This is a genomic window from Arthrobacter sp. B0316-5-4, from assembly GCF_059090325.1.
In genome coordinates this window covers 85,086-107,548 of sequence record NZ_JBNHFN010000003.1, presented here as the reverse complement: position 1 = coordinate 107,548, position 22,463 = coordinate 85,086, and the positions used below count along the sequence as shown (strand labels likewise).

21 protein-coding genes are annotated in these 22,463 nt (G+C 63.4%); 10 read left to right on the top strand and 11 right to left on the bottom strand.

Features of this window, described 5'->3' with window-relative positions; genetic code table 11:
• Nucleotides 1-81: 81 nt before the first annotated feature.
• Nucleotides 82-1,716: an MFS transporter gene (locus tag AC5RU9_RS08975; RefSeq protein ID WP_211710951.1), complete on the top strand. Its 1,635-nt coding sequence runs from the start codon at nt 82-84 to the stop codon at nt 1,714-1,716.
• A gap of 128 nt (nt 1,717-1,844) precedes the next feature.
• Here AC5RU9_RS08975 and AC5RU9_RS08970 read toward each other — a convergent pair whose 3' ends face one another.
• A complete protein-coding gene (locus AC5RU9_RS08970; protein ID WP_494016163.1) occupies nt 1,845-3,260 on the bottom strand; it encodes an aminotransferase-like domain-containing protein in 1,416 nt (471 codons plus the stop codon).
• Between AC5RU9_RS08970 and AC5RU9_RS08965 the strand changes: the two genes are divergently transcribed.
• From AC5RU9_RS08965 to AC5RU9_RS08955, 3 genes are read left to right on the top strand one after another with little or no spacing between them, the layout of a single operon-like run.
• Nucleotides 3,259-4,191, top strand: a complete 933-nt coding sequence (locus AC5RU9_RS08965) for a DMT family transporter (protein WP_494016162.1) — start codon at nt 3,259-3,261, stop codon at nt 4,189-4,191. The genes AC5RU9_RS08970 and AC5RU9_RS08965 overlap by 2 nt on opposite strands.
• 28 nt (nt 4,192-4,219) lie before the next feature.
• Nucleotides 4,220-4,843: an FMN-binding negative transcriptional regulator gene (locus AC5RU9_RS08960; RefSeq protein ID WP_494016161.1), complete on the top strand. Its 624-nt coding sequence runs from the start codon at nt 4,220-4,222 to the stop codon at nt 4,841-4,843.
• 9 nt (nt 4,844-4,852) lie between these two features.
• The gene (locus AC5RU9_RS08955; protein ID WP_494016160.1) at nt 4,853-5,263 is read left to right on the top strand and encodes a VOC family protein; all 411 of its coding nucleotides are present in this window, start codon (nt 4,853-4,855) and stop codon (nt 5,261-5,263) included.
• On the opposite strand, the gene AC5RU9_RS08950 is transcribed toward AC5RU9_RS08955, so the two are convergent.
• Nucleotides 5,236-6,285 carry an endonuclease/exonuclease/phosphatase family protein gene (locus tag AC5RU9_RS08950; RefSeq protein ID WP_494016159.1) on the bottom strand — a complete coding sequence of 350 codons (1,050 nt, stop codon included), beginning with the start codon at nt 6,283-6,285 and terminating at the stop codon, nt 5,236-5,238. The two genes, AC5RU9_RS08955 and AC5RU9_RS08950, sit on opposite strands and share 28 nt — an antisense overlap.
• A 62-nt stretch (nt 6,286-6,347) precedes the next feature.
• On the opposite strand from AC5RU9_RS08950, the gene AC5RU9_RS08945 reads away from it, so the two are divergent.
• Genes AC5RU9_RS08945 through AC5RU9_RS08935 form a run of 3 tightly spaced genes read left to right on the top strand, consistent with a single transcriptional unit; the run spans nt 6,348 to nt 8,370 of the window.
• A complete protein-coding gene (locus AC5RU9_RS08945; protein WP_494016158.1) occupies nt 6,348-7,031 on the top strand; it encodes a response regulator transcription factor in 684 nt (227 codons plus the stop codon).
• Nucleotides 7,032-7,045: 14 nt separating this feature from the next.
• A complete protein-coding gene (locus AC5RU9_RS08940) occupies nt 7,046-7,759 on the top strand; it encodes a HAMP domain-containing protein (RefSeq protein WP_494016157.1) in 714 nt (237 codons plus the stop codon).
• 23 nt (nt 7,760-7,782) lie between these two features.
• Nucleotides 7,783-8,370, top strand: a complete 588-nt coding sequence (locus AC5RU9_RS08935; RefSeq protein ID WP_494016156.1) for a sensor histidine kinase — start codon at nt 7,783-7,785, stop codon at nt 8,368-8,370.
• Here the strand turns inward: AC5RU9_RS08935 and AC5RU9_RS08930 are convergent.
• Together AC5RU9_RS08930 and AC5RU9_RS08925 are read right to left on the bottom strand one after the other, a co-directional pair.
• On the bottom strand, nt 8,367-8,882 hold the full coding sequence (locus tag AC5RU9_RS08930) for a GNAT family N-acetyltransferase (RefSeq protein ID WP_494016155.1): 516 nt from the start codon (nt 8,880-8,882) through the stop codon (nt 8,367-8,369). The two genes, AC5RU9_RS08935 and AC5RU9_RS08930, sit on opposite strands and share 4 nt — an antisense overlap.
• A complete protein-coding gene (locus tag AC5RU9_RS08925) occupies nt 8,879-9,349 on the bottom strand; it encodes an SRPBCC family protein (protein ID WP_211710957.1) in 471 nt (156 codons plus the stop codon). Before AC5RU9_RS08925 ends, AC5RU9_RS08930 begins: the two co-directional genes overlap by 4 nt.
• Before the next feature lie 122 nt (nt 9,350-9,471).
• Between AC5RU9_RS08925 and AC5RU9_RS08920 the strand changes: the two genes are divergently transcribed.
• Together AC5RU9_RS08920 and AC5RU9_RS08915 are read left to right on the top strand one after the other, a co-directional pair.
• Complete coding sequence (locus AC5RU9_RS08920; RefSeq protein WP_494016626.1) at nt 9,472-10,539, top strand: FUSC family protein; 1,068 nt, start codon at nt 9,472-9,474, stop codon at nt 10,537-10,539.
• Between the two features lie 23 nt (nt 10,540-10,562).
• Nucleotides 10,563-11,117: a TOPRIM nucleotidyl transferase/hydrolase domain-containing protein gene (locus AC5RU9_RS08915; RefSeq protein ID WP_494016154.1), complete on the top strand. Its 555-nt coding sequence runs from the start codon at nt 10,563-10,565 to the stop codon at nt 11,115-11,117.
• Here AC5RU9_RS08915 and AC5RU9_RS08910 read toward each other — a convergent pair.
• From AC5RU9_RS08910 to AC5RU9_RS08890, 5 genes are all read right to left on the bottom strand, one after another.
• Nucleotides 11,114-11,893, bottom strand: a complete 780-nt coding sequence (locus AC5RU9_RS08910) for an SDR family NAD(P)-dependent oxidoreductase (protein WP_211710960.1) — start codon at nt 11,891-11,893, stop codon at nt 11,114-11,116. The genes AC5RU9_RS08915 and AC5RU9_RS08910 overlap by 4 nt on opposite strands.
• 90 nt (nt 11,894-11,983) lie before the next feature.
• Entirely contained in the window at nt 11,984-13,825 is a 1,842-nt protein-coding gene (locus AC5RU9_RS08905) for an IucA/IucC family protein (RefSeq protein ID WP_494016153.1), read from the bottom strand.
• A complete protein-coding gene (locus AC5RU9_RS08900; protein WP_494016152.1) occupies nt 13,822-14,412 on the bottom strand; it encodes a GNAT family N-acetyltransferase in 591 nt (196 codons plus the stop codon). Before AC5RU9_RS08900 ends, AC5RU9_RS08905 begins: the two co-directional genes overlap by 4 nt.
• Nucleotides 14,409-15,752 carry a lysine N(6)-hydroxylase/L-ornithine N(5)-oxygenase family protein gene (locus AC5RU9_RS08895; RefSeq protein ID WP_494016151.1) on the bottom strand — a complete coding sequence of 448 codons (1,344 nt, stop codon included), beginning with the start codon at nt 15,750-15,752 and terminating at the stop codon, nt 14,409-14,411. Before AC5RU9_RS08895 ends, AC5RU9_RS08900 begins: the two co-directional genes overlap by 4 nt.
• The gene (locus tag AC5RU9_RS08890; protein WP_494016150.1) at nt 15,749-17,311 is read right to left on the bottom strand and encodes a pyridoxal phosphate-dependent decarboxylase family protein; all 1,563 of its coding nucleotides are present in this window, start codon (nt 17,309-17,311) and stop codon (nt 15,749-15,751) included. The genes AC5RU9_RS08895 and AC5RU9_RS08890 overlap by 4 nt, the downstream gene beginning before the upstream one ends.
• A gap of 237 nt (nt 17,312-17,548) precedes the next feature.
• Between AC5RU9_RS08890 and AC5RU9_RS08885 the strand changes: the two genes are divergently transcribed.
• Complete coding sequence (locus AC5RU9_RS08885) at nt 17,549-17,953, top strand: hypothetical protein (protein WP_494016149.1); 405 nt, start codon at nt 17,549-17,551, stop codon at nt 17,951-17,953.
• A 77-nt stretch (nt 17,954-18,030) separates the two neighbouring features.
• On the opposite strand, the gene AC5RU9_RS08880 is transcribed toward AC5RU9_RS08885, so the two are convergent.
• On the bottom strand, nt 18,031-20,622 hold the full coding sequence (locus tag AC5RU9_RS08880; protein WP_494016148.1) for a DUF7507 domain-containing protein: 2,592 nt from the start codon (nt 20,620-20,622) through the stop codon (nt 18,031-18,033).
• A gap of 129 nt (nt 20,623-20,751) precedes the next feature.
• A complete protein-coding gene (locus AC5RU9_RS08875) occupies nt 20,752-22,371 on the bottom strand; it encodes a sigma-70 family RNA polymerase sigma factor (protein ID WP_494016147.1) in 1,620 nt (539 codons plus the stop codon).
• Between the last annotated feature and the right edge of the window lie 92 nt (nt 22,372-22,463).

The window sequence follows — 22,463 nt, the reverse complement described above, 5'->3', positions numbered from 1 at the left end:
CGAAACCGCGTAAAATTGAAGGCCTGCCCAGAGCGGGGCAGCAGAAGTCGCAAGCAAATGACCTCCCTAGGAGAAGCCCAAATGCCCACAGACCAAAGCAACACCGTCTCTCCGGATGGCGCAAGGAACGCCACAGGACACCAGATATCGGCAGGCCGCAACCCGGCCGCCGCAAACGCAGTAAACGCAGTAAAGAACGCGGCGAAGAAGACCAAGCTTCGCCCGAAGCGCCGGCTCAAGGAGTCCGACGTCAACGTGGTGGACAAGCCGATGCTGAGGAAAGCACTCGGCGGCACCATCGTCGGCAACACCATGGAATGGTACGACGTCGGCGTTTTCGGCTACCTCATCACCACCATGGGCCCTGTCTTCCTCCCTGAAGCAGACAAGTCCGTCCAGACACTCTTCCTGCTGGGCACCTTTGCCGCAACCTTCATCGCACGCCCCCTTGGCGGCGTCGTGTTCGGTTGGCTCGGCGATAAGGTGGGCCGCCAGAAGGTACTCGCAGCAACACTGATGATCATGGCGGCAAGTACGTTCGCCGTCGGCCTCCTTCCCGGTTACGCGCAGATCGGCATCTGGGCCGCCGCGTTGCTGGTGATCCTGAAGCTCATCCAGGGCTTCTCCACCGGTGGCGAGTACGCCGGTGCCACAACCTTCGTGAGCGAGTACGCCCCGGATAAGCGCCGTGGCTACTTCGCCAGCTTCCTTGATATGGGCAGCTACATTGGCTTCGCTCTCGGCGCCGCCCTTGTTTCGGTCCTGCAGCTTACGCTCGGACAGGCAGCAATGGAGGACTGGGGTTGGCGGATTCCGTTCCTGATCGCCGGTCCGCTGGGCCTGATCGCTGTGTACTTCCGTAGCAAGATCGAGGAGTCCCCCCAGTTCCAGGCAACCCTGGACGCCCAGGAGGCCACTGCCAAGAACGCTGCCTCGCAGGACGCAGCTGTTGCCAAGGGTCCCGTCGGCATCATCAAGGCCTACTGGCGCCAGATCATCCTTGCGATGATCCTCGCAGCCGCAGCCAACACCGTCGGCTATGCCCTGACGTCCTACATGCCCACGTACCTCACGGATTCCAAGGGTTACGACCCCGTCCACGGCACGCTGCTGACCATCCCGGTCCTGGTGATCATGGCCGTTTGCATCCCGCTGACCGGTAGGCTCTCGGACCGCATCGGCCGCCGTCCCGTCCTGTGGATCGGCGCTGGCAGCACCATTGTCTTCGCCATCCCCGCCTTCCTCCTGATCGGTATCGGTGAGATCTGGTCCACGCTGGCCGGCCTCGCGATGATCGCCTTCCCTGTGACGTTCTACATCGCCAACCTGGCCTCGGCCCTGCCGGCACTGTTCCCGACGTCCAGCCGCTACGGCGGAATGGGTATCGCCTACAACTTCTCGGTAGCGATCTTCGGCGGAACCACGCCCTTCATCGTGCAGGGCCTCATCGAGGGCACTGGCGATGACATGATGCCGGCCTACTACCTGATGGCCACCTCGATTGTGGGTGCGATCGCCATCTACTTCCTGCGTGAGTCCGCCCAGCGGCCGCTGCCGGGATCCATGCCCAGCGTGGACACCCAGGCTGAAGCACGCGAACTCGTGGCTACGCAGGACACCAACCCGCTCATCAACCTGGACGAGATGCCGTTCGACGGCCAGCCCATCGATGACGCCGTGTTCGGCAAAGGCCACAAGGACATGACACCCGCTTAGGAACTCTTTGCCTGCAACTTCTGCGCAGTGACAAACACTGCAAGCGACACGGATAGTTCGCGGCCATGCGCCGCCCAACGTAGCCACCAGCCCCAAGGCGCTCTCCTTGAGGTTGGTGGCTACGGTTGTTAAGAGCCCAGCAACTTCCGCACCGCTTCCCCAATAATCCGCGCGCCCTCCGGGAAAGCTCCGGGGTTGGGGCCGGCATAGTTGAGCCTGATGTGTGGCCCTTCGGGCTCTGCGGGGAACCACTCGGCCCCGGCAGCAATGAGCACCCCAGCCGCTTCGCAATCCTTGGTGAGCTGCTCGGCGTCGAACCCGTCCGGCATCCGCAACCACAGGTTCAAGCCGCCTTTGGGCAGGTTGCTGAGGTGGGCTTCGGGGACGTGTTCCGCGAGGCTGGCGACCAGGAGGTCGCGCCGCGACTGCAGTTGATGGCTGAGTCCGCGTAGGTGGGTTTGCCACCCGGGCTGCGTGACGACGTCGAGCGCTGCCGCCTGCAGCAAACCGCTCACGTACATCGACTCTGCGGCCTGGGCCCCCATGATCCGCTCCCGCGCTGGCCCACGGGCAATGATCGCCGCAATGCGAACGGACGGCGACACGCTTTTGGTCAGCGAGCGGATGTAAACCACGTGGCCCGAATCATCCTTGGCCGCCAGCGGAGCGGAAGGAGCGGTGATCCCGAAATCGTGGGCCCAGTCGTCCTCCACAAGGAAAGCTCCGTGTTGCTGCACGATCCTCAGCACCTCTTCGCCACGCTTGGCCGACCACTGCGCTCCCGTAGGGTTGGCGAAGTTCGGCTGCGCGTAAAACAGCCGCGCGCCGGATTCCTCGAAAGCCCGGTCCAGCTCGTCGGGATCGGGACCCTCGGGGCCGCTGGGGACGGGAATGACGTTTACGCCTGCCTGGCCAGCGGCCAGCAAAGCGCCCCAATAGCTGGGCGACTCCACAAGCAGGGGCTGGCCGTGCCCCACCAGTCCACGGAAAATTGAGCTGAGTCCGCTTTGGCTCCCGGGAAGTACGACGACGTCGCTCGGCTGGGGCGGCGTCACGCCGACGGGCATTGAGGTACTGAGCTCATGCGCGAACCACGACTGCAGTTCCGGGAGGCCTTGCGCCGGAGGCCTCGACAGGGCGGAGTCACCTCGCGCTGCCCGGGTCAGCGCGGCACGGACCAGCCTTTCGGGCAGGAGTTCACGGTCCGGGTAGCCGGAGTGGAAGGCGATGACGTCGTTGGAAGCGCTGCGCATGGCAGCCGAGTTCAGGGGCCGCGCTGCATGGGCTGACCTGAGTGCCGCCGTCTGCCATCCGTAGTCCGATGGCCGCGCTGTGCGGTAGGCACGAACGAAGGTACCCACGCCGGGACGACTCTCGATCAGTCCCTGGGACGTCAACGTCCGCAGTGCCTTCTGGACGGTGACCGGACTCGCTTGGTATTCGGCCACGAGGTGGCGCGTAGACGGCAGTTTCGATCCCGGAGCGGCCGCGGCGATCCATTCTTTTAGTCGCGCGGCAATTCGGGAACTGCTATCGTTATTCATGAGTCACAATAGTAGCGCTACTACGCTTTCGCGGCCAGTGATATCCACCAAGACATCCACCGGCATGTGGTGGGGTCTCCTGGGAGTCATCGCCTTCTCCTTCACCGTCCCGTTCACCCGAGTGGCTGTGGAGGGACTGTCGCCCCTGTTTATCGGCGCAGGCCGGGCTGTAGTGGCGGCCGTACTCGCTGCGCTGGCCCTGTCCGTGACCCGGCAGCGCTTTCCCCGCGGCCTGCAATGGTTCAGGCTGGCCGTTGTGGCAGGAGGCATCGTCGCGGGTTTCCCCTTGCTCACCACCTTCGCCCTCACCAGCACGTCCGCCAGCCACGGAGCGGTGGTCATTGCGCTCCTTCCGGCAGCCACCGCCACAGCAGCGGTCATCCGGGGACGGGAACGACCCCGCCCCCTGTTCTGGGTCCTCACCGCAGTGGGCGTGATAGCAGCCCTTACTTTCGCCCTGGTGCAGTCAGGCGGTTTCGGTGCCCTGCACTGGGCCGACCTCCTGCTGCTCGCCGCCGTCCTGGCTGCAGCCGTGGGATACGCGGAAGGCGGGTTATTGGCCCGCGAACTCGGAGCCTGGCAGACCATCTCCTGGGCATTGGTGGTGGCATCGCCCGTGATGATCCTGCTGACGGCCCTGTCGTTGGGGTCCGGGATTCCCTCAGCCACGCCCGTTCAATGGCTGGGATTCGCTTACTTGGGCGTCGTGAGCATGTTCCTCGGCTTCTTCGCCTGGTACCGGGGACTCGCCATCGGCCCCATGGCCCAGGTCAGCCAAATCCAACTGGTCCAACCAGTCATGAGCATCGCATGGGCCGCGCTCCTACTGGGGGAAACCATGAGCTGGACCACCGTGGTAGGCGGCCTCGCCGTGATTATCTGCGCAGGCGCGGCCGTCCGCGTCAGGCTCAACCCGCCGTCGGCCTCTTAAGACCCATCACCCCGAAAGGACACCTGGCATGTACACCCCAGCGCACTTCGCAGCTTCGCCGGAAGCACTTGACTCGATGCTCACGCAGAACGGCGCCGCCAACCTCATCACCATGTCCCCCGAAGGACTGCTGGCCACCCTGTTGCCCTTTGTATACGACCCCTCGGTTGGGGAGCATGGCGCGCTGCAGGCACACATGGCCCGCAACAATCCCCAGTGGTCCTCGCCGGTCGCCGGTGAGGCTTTGATGATCGTGCAGGGCGCCGACGCCTACATCTCGCCCTCTTGGTACGCGTCCAAGGCCAAACACGGCCGCGTGGTACCCACGTGGAACTACTCCACTGCGCACGCCTATGGCGAGTTGATAATCCACGACGACGCCGGCTGGCTGGCAACGCACGTCCGTCGCCTGTCCAACCAGAACGAAGCCGCCATGCCCAAACCCTGGACGGTGGACGAAGCACCCGAGCGGTTCATTGCCGGGCAACTGCGGGCGATTGTCGGCGTCGAACTCGTCATCAGCCGGGTGGAGGCCAAGACGAAACTCAGCCAGAACCGTGCGCCCGCCGACGTGGATGGTGTCATTGCCGGGCTTCGGGCCCGAGGAGACTCTGCGAGCGCCGCCGATGTGGAAAGGGCCCGGACCTCGTAGACTCGGCGCATGCGTGAGGTTGCAACTGGGTCTGTGGGGTCCATCCACCATCTTGAAATCTGGGTGCCATTGCTGGATCGTGCAAGGGCCGAGTGGGGATGGCTGCTGGGTGAGCTCGGTTATGAGCCGTTCCAGGAGTGGCCCACCGGCTGCAGCTGGAGACTCGGCGGAACCTACGTCGTGGTGGAATGCTCCGACGCCATCACTGGCACCGCGCACCGCCGCACCGATCCGGGCGTCAACCATGTTGCCTTCCACGCCGGCACGCGGGAAAACGTGGATCGCATCCGCGAGCTCGGTGCGGACGCGGGCTGGTACGAAATGTTCGAGTCCAAGTACCCGCACGCCGGCGGCCCGGATCACTACGCGGCGTACCTGATCAACACCGACAGCTACGAGGTTGAGCTGGTGGCTGGGTAGGTGGGACGGGTTGGCCCGGCCTGCAACCGAGCCATCGTGGCCAGGTGGTCTGTGCCAGGAGAAGGGATCACTGATGCTCCGGTCATGGTAAACCCGCGGTACAAGATATGGTCCGGCCTGGTAAGGGGAAAGCGGGAGGGCCACGTGAAGCCGAAGCCGGCGCGGGCGTCGTCGAGAACTGTCAGCAATGGAGCGAAGGCACGGTCGGTGGTGGCGGCATTGAAGTCGCCCACCACCAGCATGCGCGGCGAAGTGTCCGCCTCAACGATCCGTGCGAGCTTTGCGAGGCCATTGTTCCTGCCGCTGACCTCGCCGGGCCGAACCGAGGGCAGATGTACGGCATAAAGCTGGACGGGACCGTCCGGGGATTCCAACTGCACGCTCAGAGCTCGTGACCAGCCAAGCCCCAAAGCAAGCGGCTGACCTTGGCTGAGGGGGAACCGGCTCCACACCGCAACGGTTCCAGCTGTTTGCCGGTGCCCGTATTCACGATCCATCAGCGGGGATATCCGGTTCAGGGCAGGTCCGGTGAGCTCCTGCAGGACCACGACGTCGGCACCTGACCCAATCAGCTTCTTGACGGTTGCGTCTGCGTCGGGATTTCCTGCGCGTATGTTCTGGGAAGCAATGGTCCAGCCGCTCGCTTTTCCCGTGTCAGTGGCGTTCGTTGTCTCCGCCGCTCCCCCGGCCGATGCGGAGACGACCCCCGTCATCAGTACCGGCAGGAAGACCAAGCACCAGGCAATGAGGGCCGCGCCCGCGGGGATGGCTCCCCACCAGGCCTTGGATAGCAACGCAACAATCAGCAGTACCACCATGACCACCCACAGCCAAGGCAGGAAGCTCTCGATGAACAGTGCCATCCCGTTGGCCTCCGGCACCATGTCATGGCCTAAAAGCAGTGCCGTGCAAGCTGCTGCGAGCGCAGCCACCACCCAATCCCTGGCCCGCGGACGGCGCCGGGACTCAAGCAGTCCCCGCTGCGTGGCGGTTGCATAGGTGGTTCCGGTGTCCTTATCCATGGCTCCATGGTTCAGAAGAGACGTTAAAGGATTCTGAAACCCCGCAAACTATGCTGGTGGCCATGACGGAGCCCATTACAGTCCTGATCGTGGACGACGATCCGGAAATCAGAAGCTCCTTGCACTCCTTGCTGGAAGCTGCCGATTACCAGGTGGAAGCGGCGGCTGACGGCAGGGAAGCACTGGAAAGGGTGGCCGCGACGTCCCCTGATTTGCTGGTGGCGGACGTTCTCATGCCCGTGATGGACGGACTCGGCCTTTGCCGGATGCTCAGGGCCGCCGGCAATGCGATTCCGATCCTGCTCCTGACGGCCCGGAGCGACGTAGCTGATTGCGTTGCAGGGTTGGACGCAGGAGCTGACGATTATCTTTCCAAGCCTTTTGATCCCCACGAATTGCTGGCACGGTTGCGGGCTATGGCACGCCGGACGTCCCGTCCTCCGCAGCATCCCGCCGGTTACCACGGGTTGGAGCTGGTACCCGAGGCCCATGCAGTGAAGCACCACGGACGGTGGATCGACCTGAGCAGCACCGAGTACGCCCTCCTCTGCGTGTTGGCGGAGAACCCGGAGCAGGCGCTGAGCCGCAGCCAGATCAGCGACGCTGTATGGGGATATGCCATGACTCCGGCGTCCAATTCACTGGAGGTTTACGTCAGCTACCTGCGCCGGAAACTCGAAGCTGAGGGTGAACCACGGCTTATCCAGACAGTGCGCGGCATCGGCTACCGCTTGGCCGCGTCGTGACGCTGAGATTGAGAATGACCCTGGTGATTGCTGCAGCCATCACCCTCACCGTTTTGGTGTTCGCAGTTCTGGTTTACATCCTGGTGGGCCATGAACTGCGCAAGAACGAGGACCTCTCCCTGAGACGGGAATCAGATCGAATTATCCAGCTGATCCAGACCGACCCCAACTGGCAGGGCTTTTCGCAATGCACCTGGGTCCGTTCGCCGGCATGCGCACAGGTCGTGGCGCCAACGCCCACTGAAGACCCCGACGCCGGGGCGGGGCCGGCGTTGCCCATCACCGGGCAGATGCGCGAGGTAGCTTCCGGTGGTGCTGCCGCCTTTTTCACGGAAGCGACCATCGGCGACGATCCAATCCGTGTTTATGTGAGGCCGCTGCCAAACCAGCGTGCACTGGTGGTTGGAGTCAGGGACGACAGGGTGCTGGCATCCTTTGAGCGTCTCGGTTGGCTCTTGGCAGCCACTGTTCTTGGCGCCCTTCTTGTTGCAGCAGGCACGGCCTATGTGGCAGCCAGACGCGGGCTCCGACCCGTGGACCGGCTGACAACAGTAGCCGAGAACATCGCCCAAACCGGCAACACCGGTATCAGAATTCCTCGAAGCAACACCATGGAGATCGACAAGCTCGGCACCGCCTTCAACACCATGCTTGTCGAATTGGAGCAGTCCCGCCGCCAGCAGGAACAGCTGATTGCCGATGCCTCGCATGAGCTACGGCTCCCCTGACATCGCTGCGGACCAATGCTGCGATGCTCAAGAATCCTGACCTGGACCAGGGGAGCAAAGAACGCATCACAGTGGCCGTGGAACATGAACTCATGGGTATGCAGTCCCTTGTTGAAGATCTGATCGACTTGGCCCGCCATGAAGAGGCACCGTCCTTCACGGAGGAAATGGACCTTAACGAGCTTGTTCTCTATTGCTTGGAGAACGCCCAACGCCGCTACCCGTCCATCACTTGGTCCCTGGAAGGATCCGGACAGCACATCCTGGTGTCCGGCGAACGAGCCAGGCTTGCCCGTGCGATCGCGAACCTGCTGGACAATGCCGGCAAGTTCACCCCCGGCGCCGGCCAGGTCAGGCTGGCTCTGACGGCGGCCGAGCGCACCGTCACCTTGGATGTGCGGGATACGGGTCCCGGCATACCGGCGCAGGATCTGGCCCACGTTTTCGACAGGTTCTACCGTTCAACCAACGCACGAAGCGTGGCCGGATCAGGCTTGGGACTCGCCGTGGTGCACAGCGTGGCTAAAGCGCATCAAGGCACCGCGCAGGCACATTCGAGCCCCACCGGAGCGCACCTCAGCCTGACGCTGCCGCTGGTGGCTGCCAGCTAGGTGGGTGGCGCTACCGGGCGCCACATCGCCACCCGCGGCCAGCGGGCCAGCCCCACCTCGGCCTCGTGCTGCATCAGGCGAGTCAACTCAGGACCCCAGGCGCCGGCGTCGAGCACTTCGAAGCCGAGCCGCCGGTAGTACGGCGCGTTCCAGGGCACGTCCCGGAAAGTAGTGAGGGACTGCCGGTGCATTCCGTGGCCCCTGGCCCAGACGCGGGCGGCGTGGAGCAGTTCGCGGCCAAGGCCCTGATGGGCCTGGTCGGGGTGGACGCTGACCTGTTCCACATGGCCTTCCCCGTCCACGACGTCGGCCAGGAGATACGCCACCGGGTAGTCAAGCCCGTCGACGTACACCCATGCACGCCCCGCAGCCGCGTAGGCGCCCAGCTTCTCCACGGGAAATGGCTCGTCGTCCGCTATCGAGTCCATGCCAAGCTGGCGGAAGGCTTCCCCCGCGGCACGTTCAATGTCCTGCATCATCTGCAGGTCATCGGCGTGGGCGAGCCGGATCATTGCCGTGCGTCCAGCGCCGGAGGTGCCTGTGCCACCAGGAATTCGTTGCGCTTTTCAATGAGGTTTTGCATGTACCGGGCGAGGATCAGCTTTTCCGCCAGGCGGCCGAGCGGCCCGAAAGGCGCAGCGAACTCGATGGTGTCCACCATCAGTGTTCCGCTGCCGTCCGGGCGGAACTCGTGGGTGTGGCGGAGGTACTTGAAAGGGCCCTTCACCTGTTCGTCAGAGAACGACGCCGGAGCCTCCATCCGCACGATGCGGCTGGTCATGCGGAACCGGACTCCGAGGTGCCAGGCCTGCCAGGTGACAGTCTGGCCTTCCGAGATCAGGCCTGTTGTGACACCTGCAACCGCCTTCTCGCGGCTCTTGGTCATCGAGCCCACGTGGGCGTCGATGTTCCGCGAAAGATCGAACAGCTCCTGCGGCGGCATGGCGGAGCGGGTGCGGCAAACGAAAGCAACAGGCATATGTTGATCTTCCCAGACCTTCCTGCTTCCGAATGCCCCAGTTCACCACGTGTTGTGACCGGGCTTATAGCGGCATGTCCGGCACCCTGCTAATTTCGAAAGCATACCCGTGATGATTGGTGGTGTTCCCTGTGCCCGCGCTGTTGACGCACGCCCGTGAACTCCACCGGCTTGGCCCTGCCAACAACGATCGCCTCTCAGCCGTTCGCGTTGCGCTCAGCGTTGCCTTGCCGGGGCTGGTCCTGGTCCTTATTGGGCGCCCCGATCTCATGATGTACGCAGTCTTCGGCGGCCTGACCGGAATGTACGGCCGCAACGAAACCCACCAGCTCCGGCTCAAGCACCAGGCACAGGCCGCGCTGATCCTTGTGGGCGGGTTGAGTATCGGCGTCGTCCTGTCCGTGAACCACATCCACTCGTGGTGGTTGGTGCTGGTGGCTACCCTCTTCGCAGGACTCGGCTCGTTGTATGCCGATGCCGTGCGGCTGAAGCCAATCGGTCCGTTCTTTGGCATCCTCGCCCTGGGCGCCTGCGCTTCGGTGCCAACCAGCGTCCCATTCACGACGGCGATACTCATCGGGGCCGCGTCGGCCGCCTTCTCCCTGGTGGTCGGTTTTGCCGGCTGGTTCCGGCACCGCACTTGGGTGGCCGGCGCTGCCCGTGACGTTCCCGTGCTCAGCGGGCCCTTGCGCCAAGCGGCACTTGTCCATGCGACCCGCTACATGTTGGCGGTTGGCGCAGCGGGAGTCATCGGCGTGTTGAGCGTGAGCGGCCACCCGCACTGGGCCATGGCCGCAGCGGCGGTGCCGCTCGCTGGCGCCGACCTCCCCAGCCGCGTCCACCGGGGCATCCACCGCATCGTGGGGACGTTCCTCGGGCTGGTGGTGGTCGCCGTCGTACTTTTCCCCAGTCCACTGTCGCCCCTACAGTACTTTCCCGGCCACGCCGCCGTGGTCCTGGCTGTGGTGGTGGTCCTGTGCCAGTTCCCCACGGAGCTGTTCATGGCCCGGCACTATGGCTGGGCGATGGTGTTCTTCACCCCGGTGATCCTGCTGATCGCCCAACTCGCGTCGCCCATGGATCCGGGCGTGCTGGTGATGGAGCGTGCCATCGAGACGTTCGTCGGGGCGGTGGTGGGCATCGCCGTCGCCGTTCTTGTGCGGGCGCCCCGGGCAAAGCCCACCGCTTAAGGGCCGTAAGTCATACTGGTTCAATGCAGGCGACAACGGTGTTGGTCGAGGGCGAAAGTGACCGGCTCGCGGTCGAATCGCTCGCTCGTCGTTGCGGACATGACCTGCTTGCAGAGCAGATCACGGTGGTTCCCATGGGAGGCGCCACGAGCATCGTCCGCTTCCTGGACCGTTACGGTCCGGGTGGGGCGAACCACCGGCTCCTGGGCCTTTGCGACGAAGGCGAATCGCGGGGCATAGCCCGCGCGCTTGAAAGGGCCGGGCTCGGATCCGGGCCGCTGGACGAGCTGGGGTTCCATGTTTGTCGGGCCGATCTTGAGGACGAACTCATCCGCTGCCTCGGCGTCGATGCCGTGCTCGACGTCATTAACGCCCAGGGTGAGCTTGCGTCGTTTCGGCTCCTCCAACGCCAGCCATCGCAGCGCGGGCAGCCGGTACCGGCACAGTTGCGCCGGTTCTTCGGCGGCCGCAGCGGCAACAAGATCCGCTACGCGCCCTTGTTGGTCGCCGCTTTACCAACAGGACACGCACCCGACCCGCTCGCGCGACTCGTTGAAGGGTTCGCGCGTGAAAGTTAAGGCTCCAGCGGCCGACGTGGCGGGCCCGAAGTCAGCTTTGCCGGCAGGACGCGCGCAAAGAAGCTGACCACTTTGTAGCGCTTGGTGGGGATGGAAACGCCTTTGCCCTTGGCGTTGTCTTCCAGACCTTCACGGACCACGCGTTCGGCGGTCAGCCACAGGAACCGGGGTGCCACGGATTTGTCCATGCCCATCCGGTCGTGGAATTCCGTATGCGTAAAACCCGGGCACACGGCAGTGACTTGGACGCCGGATTTCGCATAGCTGAGGTTGGCCCACCGGCTGAAGGTCACTTGCCACGCCTTTGCGGCGGAGTACGTGCCCCTGTTGGCGAACGCGGCAACGCTGGCGACGTTGATAATCCTGCCCCGGCCACGTGGCAACATCACCTCAAGGGCTGCATGGCACAGCTCCATGGGCGTCTGGACATGCAGCCGCAGATGGCGGCGTTCTTCCTCCAACTCGTTACGCTCGAACGACTTCAGGAGTCCCAGGCCTGCGTTGTTCACCAGCACGTCAACGGGCCTTTCGGCGTCCCTGAGACGGTCCGCTACTGCCGAAACGCCGACGTCGGTGGTCAGGTCTGCAGACAGGACCTCCGCCGAGATACTGAAGTCGCGTTCAAGCTCTGCGGCTTTTTCTTTGAGGCGCTGCTCGTCACGGGCCACCAGGACCAGGTGGTGCCCCGCTTCGGCGAGTTGGCGGGCGAATTCAGCGCCGATTCCCGCCGTCGCACCAGTGACCAGGGCGGTGAGTTCATTGGCTCGAGTCGTCATGGGCCAAGACTAGCCGCCCGCACCCCGAGGGGTTAGCTCCCGCCCCTTTGGGCACCTCGAGAGTGCCGAGAGCTAACCCCTCACGGACTATCAGGCGAACTTCGCCAGCGGATTGGCCAGGCGCCCCGCCATCTGGAGGCCACCCGATGGATCCGAGATGTCCAGCATTTGCTGATTGTTCCTCAGCTGGAGTCGGTTGAGGCACGACAGTTCGAAGTCCGGGGCGAATACATCATGCATGGCGAACTGGTCCGCGAGCTCCGGGTGGCGCTGCTGGTACTCCTTCACAACAGTTGCGGCGGTTCCCCAGAAATCGTCCTCGCTGAGCGTCCCGTCCTCCACAAGGATCGCCCCCAGGAACCGGAAGATACAGTCGAACACGTCGGTGAAGATAGCCAGCACCATCTCCTCCGCAGGGATGTCGGCTTTGATGCGGGACACGTCTTCGGGGAGCTCCAGCCGGTCCCCCATCACCACGATTTCCTCGGCAATGTCCTTCATGATCGCCCGGACAGGCACGCCATTCTCGAGGATCAGGATCACGTTTTCGCCGTGCGGCATGAACGCGAGCTCATACTCGTAGAGGCAGTGAAGCAACGGCACAAGATAGGCCTCGAAGTAGCGGCGAAGCCATTCAGTGGGAGCCAAGCCTGAACGTTTCATGAGTGCCGTGACCATGGAGGCTCCGGCCTGGTCCACATGCAGGAGCGACGCCATGGTGGCCAGCTGCTGTCCGTCCTTGAGCAACGGCAGCGGACTTTCCCTCCACAGGGCCGAGAGCATCTTCCGGTAGGGCGAACCCTTGGCCGAAGCAGCCTCGTAATAGTGGTTGTGATAGCCGATGGCCGCGGTTTCACGGATCACGGCCAGGCCCCGGTTCTGGAGCTCCTGGTCATTGCCGATCAATTCCTGCAACCAATCGTTGACGGCCGGCGTTGCCTTCATGTATTGCGGCGAGAGCCCACGCATGAAGCCCATGTTCAGCACGGACATGGCCGTTTTGACGTACGCCTTCTCCGGTGCGGTGGTGTTGAAGAACGTGCGGATGGACTGCTGAGCCTGGTAAGAATCCTCGCCCGAGCCCAGGTTCACGATGTGGCGCTGGGCGATTTCTGCCGCGAACGTCACCGTGAGCTTGTTGTCCCACTGCCATGGGTGGACCGGCATGAGGAGGTACTCCTCTGGATCCAGGCCGGATGCGGAAAGTTGGGCGTTGAACCACGCCAAGGTGGCGGGTCCCAGTTCAGCTTCGAAGTGGGTGCGGTAATCGAGCCCCGCGCTCGAGGTGAACACCGCTTTGCTGCGGTGCACGGCGATCCACTGCAGCTTCACCGTTGCACCGGTCTCCGGCGCGAACGCGTGGTAGTCCGCAATACCGAATCCCAGCCTGCCGTTGTTGGCCACGAAGCAAGGATGCCCCTCGGTCATGCTGTGCTCGATCGCCTGGAAATCCGCGGCCCGGTCGGCGCCGCCCGTGATTCCCGCCGCCAACTCGGCCGAACTGAAAGGTTTGCCCTGCTTGTACGCGTGGCTGGCCAGCGTGCTGCTGATTTCCTCGAGGTACACGGGCAGCATGTCCTGGCGGATGGCCAGGGCTTCGTGGAATTCGGCAATGAAGTCCAAGGCGTCCACCGGAAGCTCCTGGCCATCCCGCAACCGAAGGATGGATTCCGCGGCAACAGACCAGTGCTCCAGCTGCAGGACGCGCGCCCGGAAGCGGTATTCCGTCGCGTCATCGTCGCTTACCACCTTGTACAGGCCAACGCCGGCGCCTTCGTCGCGGATCAGCTCCGGAACCAGGATCCGTTCGTGCGAAAACTCGGCAATCGCCTTGCGGACCACGTGGCGGTTGGCTATGGCCCAGCGCTCAGGTGTCAGGTGGGACACCAGAGCAGCAGCCGCGGTGGTCACGTTATCAGCAGTGGTGGTCACAGGGATTCTCCTCTGGTCGCCGCGGCGGGCGCGGCCAGAATTGGGGTCAGGGTGGCAAGAAAGTCCTCGCGGGTACAGAAGCTCAGGAGCCCCTGCTTGTGGTCCTCCGCAGGGTCGACGGCGGGAAGGGTCACCACGCCGTACGGCCGGAAGCCCACCTTTTCATTCAGGACGTGGATCTTGTGGTTGCGGGCGTCAGGCTCGACGACGACCCGCCGTGTTGCGGGGTCGGCGAACAGTTCGGCCATCACGGACTGCATGACGGCGGTGGTGAAGCCCGGCTGCGGCTCGCCACTGGGCGGGGACACCAGGAGGTGCATTCCTATGTCGCCGTCCTGGACCTCGTACACGTCCGCCAACGGCGACGATTCGGGGCGGTACCGTTCCATGAGGAAGGCGGGGACACCGCCGTCGAGCCCCAGGAATGCCTGGTGGTGGCCCGATTCGGCGATCTTCGAGTATTCCTCCACAACATCCTGCTCTGTGGACGAAACCATGCCCCAGAACCGGGCGTACTCCTGGCTGACCCAGCTGTGGAGGACGGGTGCATCGGCCACGGGATCCACGGGCCGGAACGTGAAGCTCATACGGTTGCTCCAGCTGTCTCCGCGAGGTTTGCAGCCACAGGAGCCGGTGCGCCGAATTGTTGGAACGCGATGCTGCGCTCGATCGGATAGACCTCCCGGCCCGTGATTTCTCGCAGGATGCAGGAGTTGCGGTAGGCGGCCATGCCCAGGTCCGGGGTGACGAAGCCGTGGGTGTGCAGCTCCGCGTTCTGGACGAAGATTTCGCCGGGTTCGACGCCGGTTCCATAGTTGCGCTCGACGTCGAAGCGGCCCTTGGAGTCGCGGCGGATTCGGTCCTGGATGCCGGCCAGGAAGACGGGCTCCTTGTAGGTGTAGCCGGTGGCGAGGACCACGGCCTCGGAGTCCAATGAGTAGTCGCGGCCGTGTTCTTCGTGGTGCAGCTGGAGTGTATGGACCCCGGCGGAAGCATCCCACCCGGCGGCAGTCAGCGACGAGTGAGTGTGTAGTTGGGTGTCCACCATGCCGGAGAGGCTCTTGGTGTAGAGGAGATCGTAGATGTCGTCGATCAGGTCCGAGTTGATGCCCTTGTACAGGTTCTTCTGGTTCTTGATCAAGGAATCGCGCTGCTCGCCCGGGAGTGAGTGGAAGTAGTCCACGTACTCCGGCGAGGTCATCTCAAGTGTGAGTTTGGTGTACTCGAGCGGGAAGAAGCGGCCCGAGCGGGTTACCCAGTTGAGCTGGTACCCGTAGACGTCGATTTCCTGAAGGAGTTCGTAGTACAACTCGGCCGCGCTCTGGCCGCTGCCGACAATGGTGATGCTGCGCTTGGACTGCAGCTCACTCTTCCTCGACAGGTAGTCGGCGTTGTGGATGACGAGTCCTCCAGCGTCGACTATTCCTGCACAGGCGTCCGGGACATAGGGTGATGTGCCCGTGCCAAGGACCAGTTTCCGGGCGCGAAGCACCTCATCGCCGCCGGGCCCCCGCACCGAAAGGCGGTACACGCCGTCGTCGTAAGTCACATCCAGCACATCCGTGCTAAAACGGACCGACTCAAGCTGACCCGCCACCCACTGGCAGTACTGGTTGTACTCGGCGCGCAGGGGGTAGAAGTTCTCGCGGATATAGAAGCGGTACAGGCGGCCGGTCTGCTTCAGGAAGTTCAGGAACGAGAACCGGGACGTCGGGTCGGCCAGGGTAACGAGGTCCGCCATGAACGGGACCTGCAGGTGCGCCGGCTCCAGCATCATGCCCGGGTGCCAATCGAAGGATTCCCGGCGATCCAGGAACACGCAATCGAGGTCCTCCACCGGTTCGCTGAGCGCGGCCAGGCCCAGGTTGAAGGGCCCGACGCCTATGCCTGCGACGTCGTAAATCCTGCCGTTGTTTGGGGTGATCACGCGGCGGCCTCCGTGGTTTCTGCGAGGAGGCTGGCGCCGGTCCTGCGAATAAGTTCGATGATTTCCTGGATGTCCCCCAGGGAGGCCTCAGCGTTGAGGAGGGTGAATTTGAGGTAGTGGTGGCCGGCCACCTTGGTGCCTGCCACGACCGCGTCACCCGAGGCGAAAATCGCTGCACGGATGGCGGGATTGATGGCATCGGCTGCATCATCAGTTATGACAGCAGCGTCGACCACAGGGCGGTAGCGGAACACCAAAGTGCTCAGCTGCGGCGTGGCGGCCAGCTCGAATTCGGCATCGTCGGCAAGCAAGGTTCCCACACGTCCCGCGAGGTCGATCGCTTCGTCAAAGAGCGCACCAATGGCCTCCGCGCCCATGATGCGCAGCGTGAGCCAGAGCTTGAGGGCGTCGAAGCGACGCGTGGTTTGGATGCTCTTGTCCACTTGGTTGGGGATTTCGGCCTTGGCGGCACTCTCAGGATTGAGGTAGTCCGCGTAGTAGGTGACATGGCCCATCATGGAGCCATTGCGGACCAGCACCGCGCTTGAGCTGACCGGCTGGAAGAATGTTTTGTGGAAGTCCACGGTGACGGAGTCGGCCAGGTGGATCCCGTCCAGGAGGTTCCGGTAACGGCCGGACACAATGAGCCCTCCCCCGTACGCGGCATCGACGTGCAGCCAGGAATCATAGGCCCGCACCAGGGCGGCCAGCTCCGCCAGAGGGTCAACCGAACCAAAGTCCGTGGTCCCGGCGGTCGCCACAACCGCCATGGGTACCAGCCCGGCGTCGTGCGCTTCTGCCAAAGCAGCCGCAAGCGCGGTGGGGTCCATTCGGTGGTCCTCGGTGGTGGGTATGGCGACGACGGCGTCGAATCCCAGGCCCAGCATTGAGGCTGACTTTTGGATGCTGAAGTGGCTGTCTGCGGACGTGAAGATCCGCAGCCGGTCCAGCAGGTGCGGCAGGCGGGCGTCGGGGTGTCCAACACGTAGCTTGGCCACCGCGTGATTGCGCGCAATCAGCAGGGCCTGGAAGTTGGACTGGCTGCCACCCGAGGTGAACACACCGTCCGCGTCAGCGGTGAAGCCGATGCGCTCAGCGGTCCAGTCGATCAAGCGGCGCTCGATCATGGTGGCGCCTGCGCTCTGGTCCCAGGTGTCCATGGACGAGTTCACTGCCGAGAGCACAGCCTCGCCAACCAGCGCCGGGATGACTACCGGGCAGTTGAGGTGGGCCGCGTAGCGGGCGTCGTGGAAGTAGATGGCGTCCTTGAGGTACAGCTCGTCAAGCTCCTCGAGGGCCGCTGCCGTATCGGGCAGGGGACGTTCGAGGTCGACGGCGCCAACCTTGGCCTTCAGTTCAGCATGCCCGACGCCGGTGAACGGCTTAGCGGTCCGCTGCACCTTGGTGGAGACGGCATTTACTCCTTGAAGGACCTGCGCGACGTAACTGGGCGAATTTCGTGCGTTGAACAGCTGGTTGGTGGCAGCGAGGGCCAGTTCCACTTTGGAGCCAAAATCCTGCTCCTGAGCGATCCGCTCTTCGACACTGGGTGACGTCACGTCAGCTTCCTTCCATTGCGTTGGGCGCTTGTTAGCAAGGTAAGCCTTACTTAGGTAAGCCTTTCCGTCAAACTTTTGTGACCTATTTCGCTTAGAAGGCGGTTTCAAGCGGTTTTGTACGGTGTCGAAGCGTCATTGACTTTCCTTGTGACCCTCCGGAGTGCACAATGTTGGCCTTCATCCCTGCCTCCGGGTACTGCAGGATTGCCATCTGGGGTGTCAGCGGAAGGGGGTAGAGTGCAAGGAACCATCGACGGCCAGCGGCTGGGGGATCCCATGAAGGACCACGTTCACGAGCGCATCGGCTTCCGTGAGATTGACGAACACGGCAATGCCGTCAAAGCGATCAGTCCGCATGTACCCGAGCCTGCTGACCCCGGGAGTTCCCGCTTTTCCGTCAACCCATTCGTGATTGCGCTGTGGGTTTTGGATGTAGGGCTGGTGTGGTTCGGGACGTGGGCGCTGACCACAGCCACGTCCGCAATCATCACGCCCACGTCCAACCAAGGGCCGGAGTCCGCCCAACTGAATTTCCTGATGCTCTCCAACGCACCGTATGCCCTTCTCGCGGCGGTCCTGCTCACCGCCGCCCTCCTGTTTTGGCATGCAGCGCAATGGCAAAAGAAACGGCCGACCAGGTAACAAACACCTAAGCTGCGCGCGGCACAGAAATGCGCGGCAACCGGGGTTGGGGCCCCGATTGCCGCGCACTCTTTGTCCTATGCCCCGGAACGCCTGCGACGTCCGCTGAGGAACAGGAACAGTCCCGAGCCGAATGCCAGGAGGCTGATCGGCAACACGGTGAGGACAACTCCCGTGCTGGCCAACGCCCCTCCCGGCTGGCCCGGAACCTCCGGCGGGGAAGTCACAGCAACACTTGCAGGTGGTGCAGTGACCGGGGATCCCGACGGAAATTGATCCACCCCGCCGGAAGCGGCGGGGGGAGCGGGTGTGACTCGTTCAGCGTCCGCGGAGTCCACTGGAGGAAAGATCACCACGACACGTGCCGGAGGCGTGGTGACGGACGGCCCCATGGGAGGGGTCCCCGTTGCGGTCGCAGTGTTGGCAACCTTGCCTGCCTTGATGTCGGCCTCGGTGATGGCGTAGTCCGCGGTGGCCGTCATCGTTTCACCGGGAAGCAGGGTTCCTGCCACACCGGGCCAGGTATAGACCAGGTTCTGGAGGCCCACCAGCGGGTCGTTAACCTTGACTCCAGCCATGGGGACAGTGCCGGTGTTCTTAAGAACGAAGTGGTAGACAATCACCTCACCCAACCGGGCGGGATCTCCAATCGCCGAGGCGTCGGCCTTTTTGGAGAACTCCCAACCGAAACCCGGTGAGAGCGGGGTGTCGGTCTCGCCCGGAGGAGGGGTGACGGGGATGCCGGATGGAGGAGTACCAGTGGCTGCTCCACTGCTGGCGACGTGACCGGCGTCGATATCTGTTTGGGTTACCGGATAGCTCGCTGTAGCGGTGACGGCTTCACCCGGAAGGAGCGCCCCGGGGGCACCTGGCCAGCTGAACGTCATCGCAGACAATCCAGCCGAGGGATCGTCCATGGAGACGTTGGTCAACGTGACATTTCCGGTGTTCTGGGCCACCAGCTTGTAGGTGATCCTGTCCCCGACCTTTGCCGGTGACTGCACCGCTGCAACATCGGCCGTTTTGCTGAAGGCAATGCCCGGCGCCTGGACCAAGTCGGTGTTACTGCTCACGGGCTGGGGCGTCAGCGCCTTCCCGGTGGGCGGACTCCCGGTGGTGGTTGCAGTGCTGGCGACGTGTCCGGCGTCGATATCCACCTGGGTGATCGCATAAACGGCCTTTGCCGTCACGGTTTGGCCGGGAAGGAGTTCACCCGTGGTGCCCGGCCAGGTGAAGGCCAGCGCCGGGAGGCCAGCAAGCGGATCAACAATGTCCACGCCAGTGAGCTTCACGTTGCCCGTGTTCTTCGACGTGAACGTGTACGTGATCCGGTCGCCGGCAACAGGCGGCTGCTGGATGCCCGAGGTATCCGCGGCTTTGGAGAAGTCCATGGCAGGAACTGGAACCGGAGAGGCATCAGGAACCTCAACTACGGCGTCAAAGGTTGACGTGGCCATTTCCTTGAAGCTGAGTTGGTCAACGCCAAGGTCGTTGCCGAATCCCCCGCCGCTCAAGTTGCGGACTCCGAGGACCGCGGTGGTGTTCGATCCCGAGAACCACATTCCGGTGTTGTAGGACCATGTGGTCTCGGAGTTGGCACATGAAGGCTGCTTGGCAAGGGCTGGCGAGGTACCTACCAACTCACCCGAATCTCCGGGGTGCGCGCCGACGAACAAAGCTGACCGCACACCAACAGTGGCCGAGCTGTCGTAGCTCAAATTCGCCGTGTATCCGGTGAAGTTGTACCAGGTATGGGGCGCCACGTTGACAGTTGTTTGAATCAGGTTGTTGGGTACTGGCAGGTCTTTGGAACCGTTGACAATCATGAACTTGCCGTTTGCTGCGGACTCGGAGTCAGTGACCGGGGTCCCTGGTGGAAGCATCATGCCGGCAAAGTTTGCGGGAGCGTTCTGGCAGGCTGCCGCAGAGCTGTACGTTGCATCCGGAAGTGGGTTGGTCACGCTCCGGAAATCGGCCCAGAGGTTGTTGTAGGAAACGTCCGGCCCACGGAACCGGGATGTCCCCCAGATCGAGTAGTACCCGTCCAATGGCCCGTACTGCTTGTAGGGCGCCGTACCCATCAAGGTGGTGGGGTCGTGGTAGCCGTACTGGGTGTTGGCCGCAGGCAATTGGGGCTTGGCTGTCCCGACGTAATTGAAGGTTCCGCCGTCGAAATCCGTGATCAACTCAGCGGTAGCCGTGATCCTCGATAAGGCTATGCCGGCTTGGGTTCCCCGGAAGCCAAGCGGCGGAAGAATCCGGACGGCCCCACCCAGCGCATCCGCCTTTTCGAGGAGGTAGATCACGGGGTTTGACGACGCCGGACCTTGGATAACGCCGTCCACCGTAACGTCCCAGCCGGACGGAACACCCGAAAGGGTGTAGTGGGTGAAGGCAACGCCGTGCGGATTAGTATCCGTGGCTGCCAGCGTAAATCCCGGGCTTCCAGCTGCTGTCCGGGGAGGGATACTGGCCGGGTTCACCGTGGCAGTCAGGCCGTCCGAAGACGTCGCCGCTGCCTCGACGGGCGCGACGGCGATACCCGCCACTGCCCCGAGGGCGAGGCAGGCGCCCAGGAGGATCGCAACAATCCTCCCAGCGGTACCCTTGGCCAACCCACGGGGACTCGGGCGAACCGACAACGTGGGTGGGATGCCAGTCGTCTTCACGGCCGATCCTCACTTTTTATGCAGATCGCTCTGCATTCCCGATAGGAGGCCCAGATGGGCTCCGTTGTAAAGTGCGCGGGAAGCTCGAATCGTGACGCGGTTTTTTGAAAAAGTTTTTTTGGGTTGTTTCTAGTGCACGGTGTTGGCGAACGACTTAGGCACGATGCCCTGGCCAGCGAACCGATAGCTCACCGTTCCACCCTCGGCAGCCGGCGGCATGTCCACTCCCAAGGTGAAGGAAAGATCGGCGGCATTCAGGGAGTCCGTGGTGCAGCGAAGCTGGCGCGTATTTGCTGCGTCAGTGGCACAAGACCACCCATTGGGAGCCACCGTCCTTCCCTCCACAAAGGCCGCCTGGTCCGGCAACGCGAAGACGACTTCCCCCGTGGTGGGGGTGCCGTCCCCCTGGAGCGAGAACCCCACCCGGAGCTCCCGATCCGTTGACGTCGAACCGACAGCAGCGGCGAACGTCGCATCAACCGTTTGGGTCAACGGTGACGAGGAGGCGGAAACGCCTGGCGCCGTCGTCGAAAATACCGTCCCGGAGTCAACCACGACGGCACTCTGCCGCGCCCGCTCCGTTGGTGGAACCACGACGGCGGGCAGCTGGCTCGCCTTTGCGGCCGGCGGTACGGCCGCGCTTTCCGAAGACGGCGTGGACGTCGGCCCGATGCCCGGGCTTGGCGAGGTGCTCGGCGCCGAGGTTTCGTGAACAGGCGGGACTATGGTGGCCGTGTTGTTTTCGGTCGCCGATTGGGAGCCCGCGTTCAGCTGCATCAACCACACAAGGAGACCGGCCAAGGCAGCGGCTCCCAAGACGATGGACGCCGCCAGCTGCCAGGCCCTGCTGACCGACTGGAGTCCCACCTTGCCGGGCACTGCGGTGCTGCCGGCACCCGAGGATGCCGTTCCGGACAAAGCTCCGGATCCAATGGCCGCAATCACGCCAGGGGTAAAAGCGATCCCCGTGACCAAAGGGAACAGGATGGTCCGCATGCCGCCCTGGACATCATTGAGCTCAATGAGCAGCGCGGTGCACTGGGCGCAACCTTCCAGGTGGGCTGTGACCTTTTCCTGCGAGGTGCGCTTCAGTGCGTTCCGCGCATACTTCCCCAGTTGGCTGGCGTATTCATCACATGCCTGGTCCACGGTCTGGCTGATGTGCTGCTGCAAATAGGCCTGGCGCAAGCCTTCGCGGGCACGGATGGCCAATGAAGAGACGCCATTTGGAGTGAGCCCGACAAAAGGCGCCGCCGCGGCTGGCTTGAGCCCTTCAATGTCCAAGTGCCACAGCACGGCCTGCCACCGCTCAGGCAGGGATTTGAACGCCTTGGCCATGATGCTCGACTCGAGGTCGCTGAGGACGGGGTCGTTGTCCAGCACGGGGGAATCGAGAATGGCTTCATCGGCAGCGGTCGGCATCCGGCGGGCCTTGCGGTTCCTGTCATGGGCGGTGCGCCGGACGACGGTCAGGAGGTAGGACCGAAAGAACTCCTTTGGCCCTTTGCCTTCCTTGAGCAACTGGAAGATGGAGGCGAACGACTCAGCAACGACGTCATCGGCGTCACTAGGGTTGTCGGTCTGCGCCCGGGCCACGTACTGGGCAACTTTCAGGTGCCGCTGATAGAGCACATCAAAGGCCTCGGTGACGCCTTCACGCACCAAAGCCATGATCTGGGGATCACTGCCGGAGGCCATCGCGAAAGTTGGGGACGCCCCGCCGGCCCCACCCGCAAATACTTGATCCATAAACAATAGTGTGCCATCACAACCTGTGTGACTTGAATCGGCAGCTCCCGCCCTGTAGACAACTTGGTTTTTCGCATCACGATTCGGGCCCT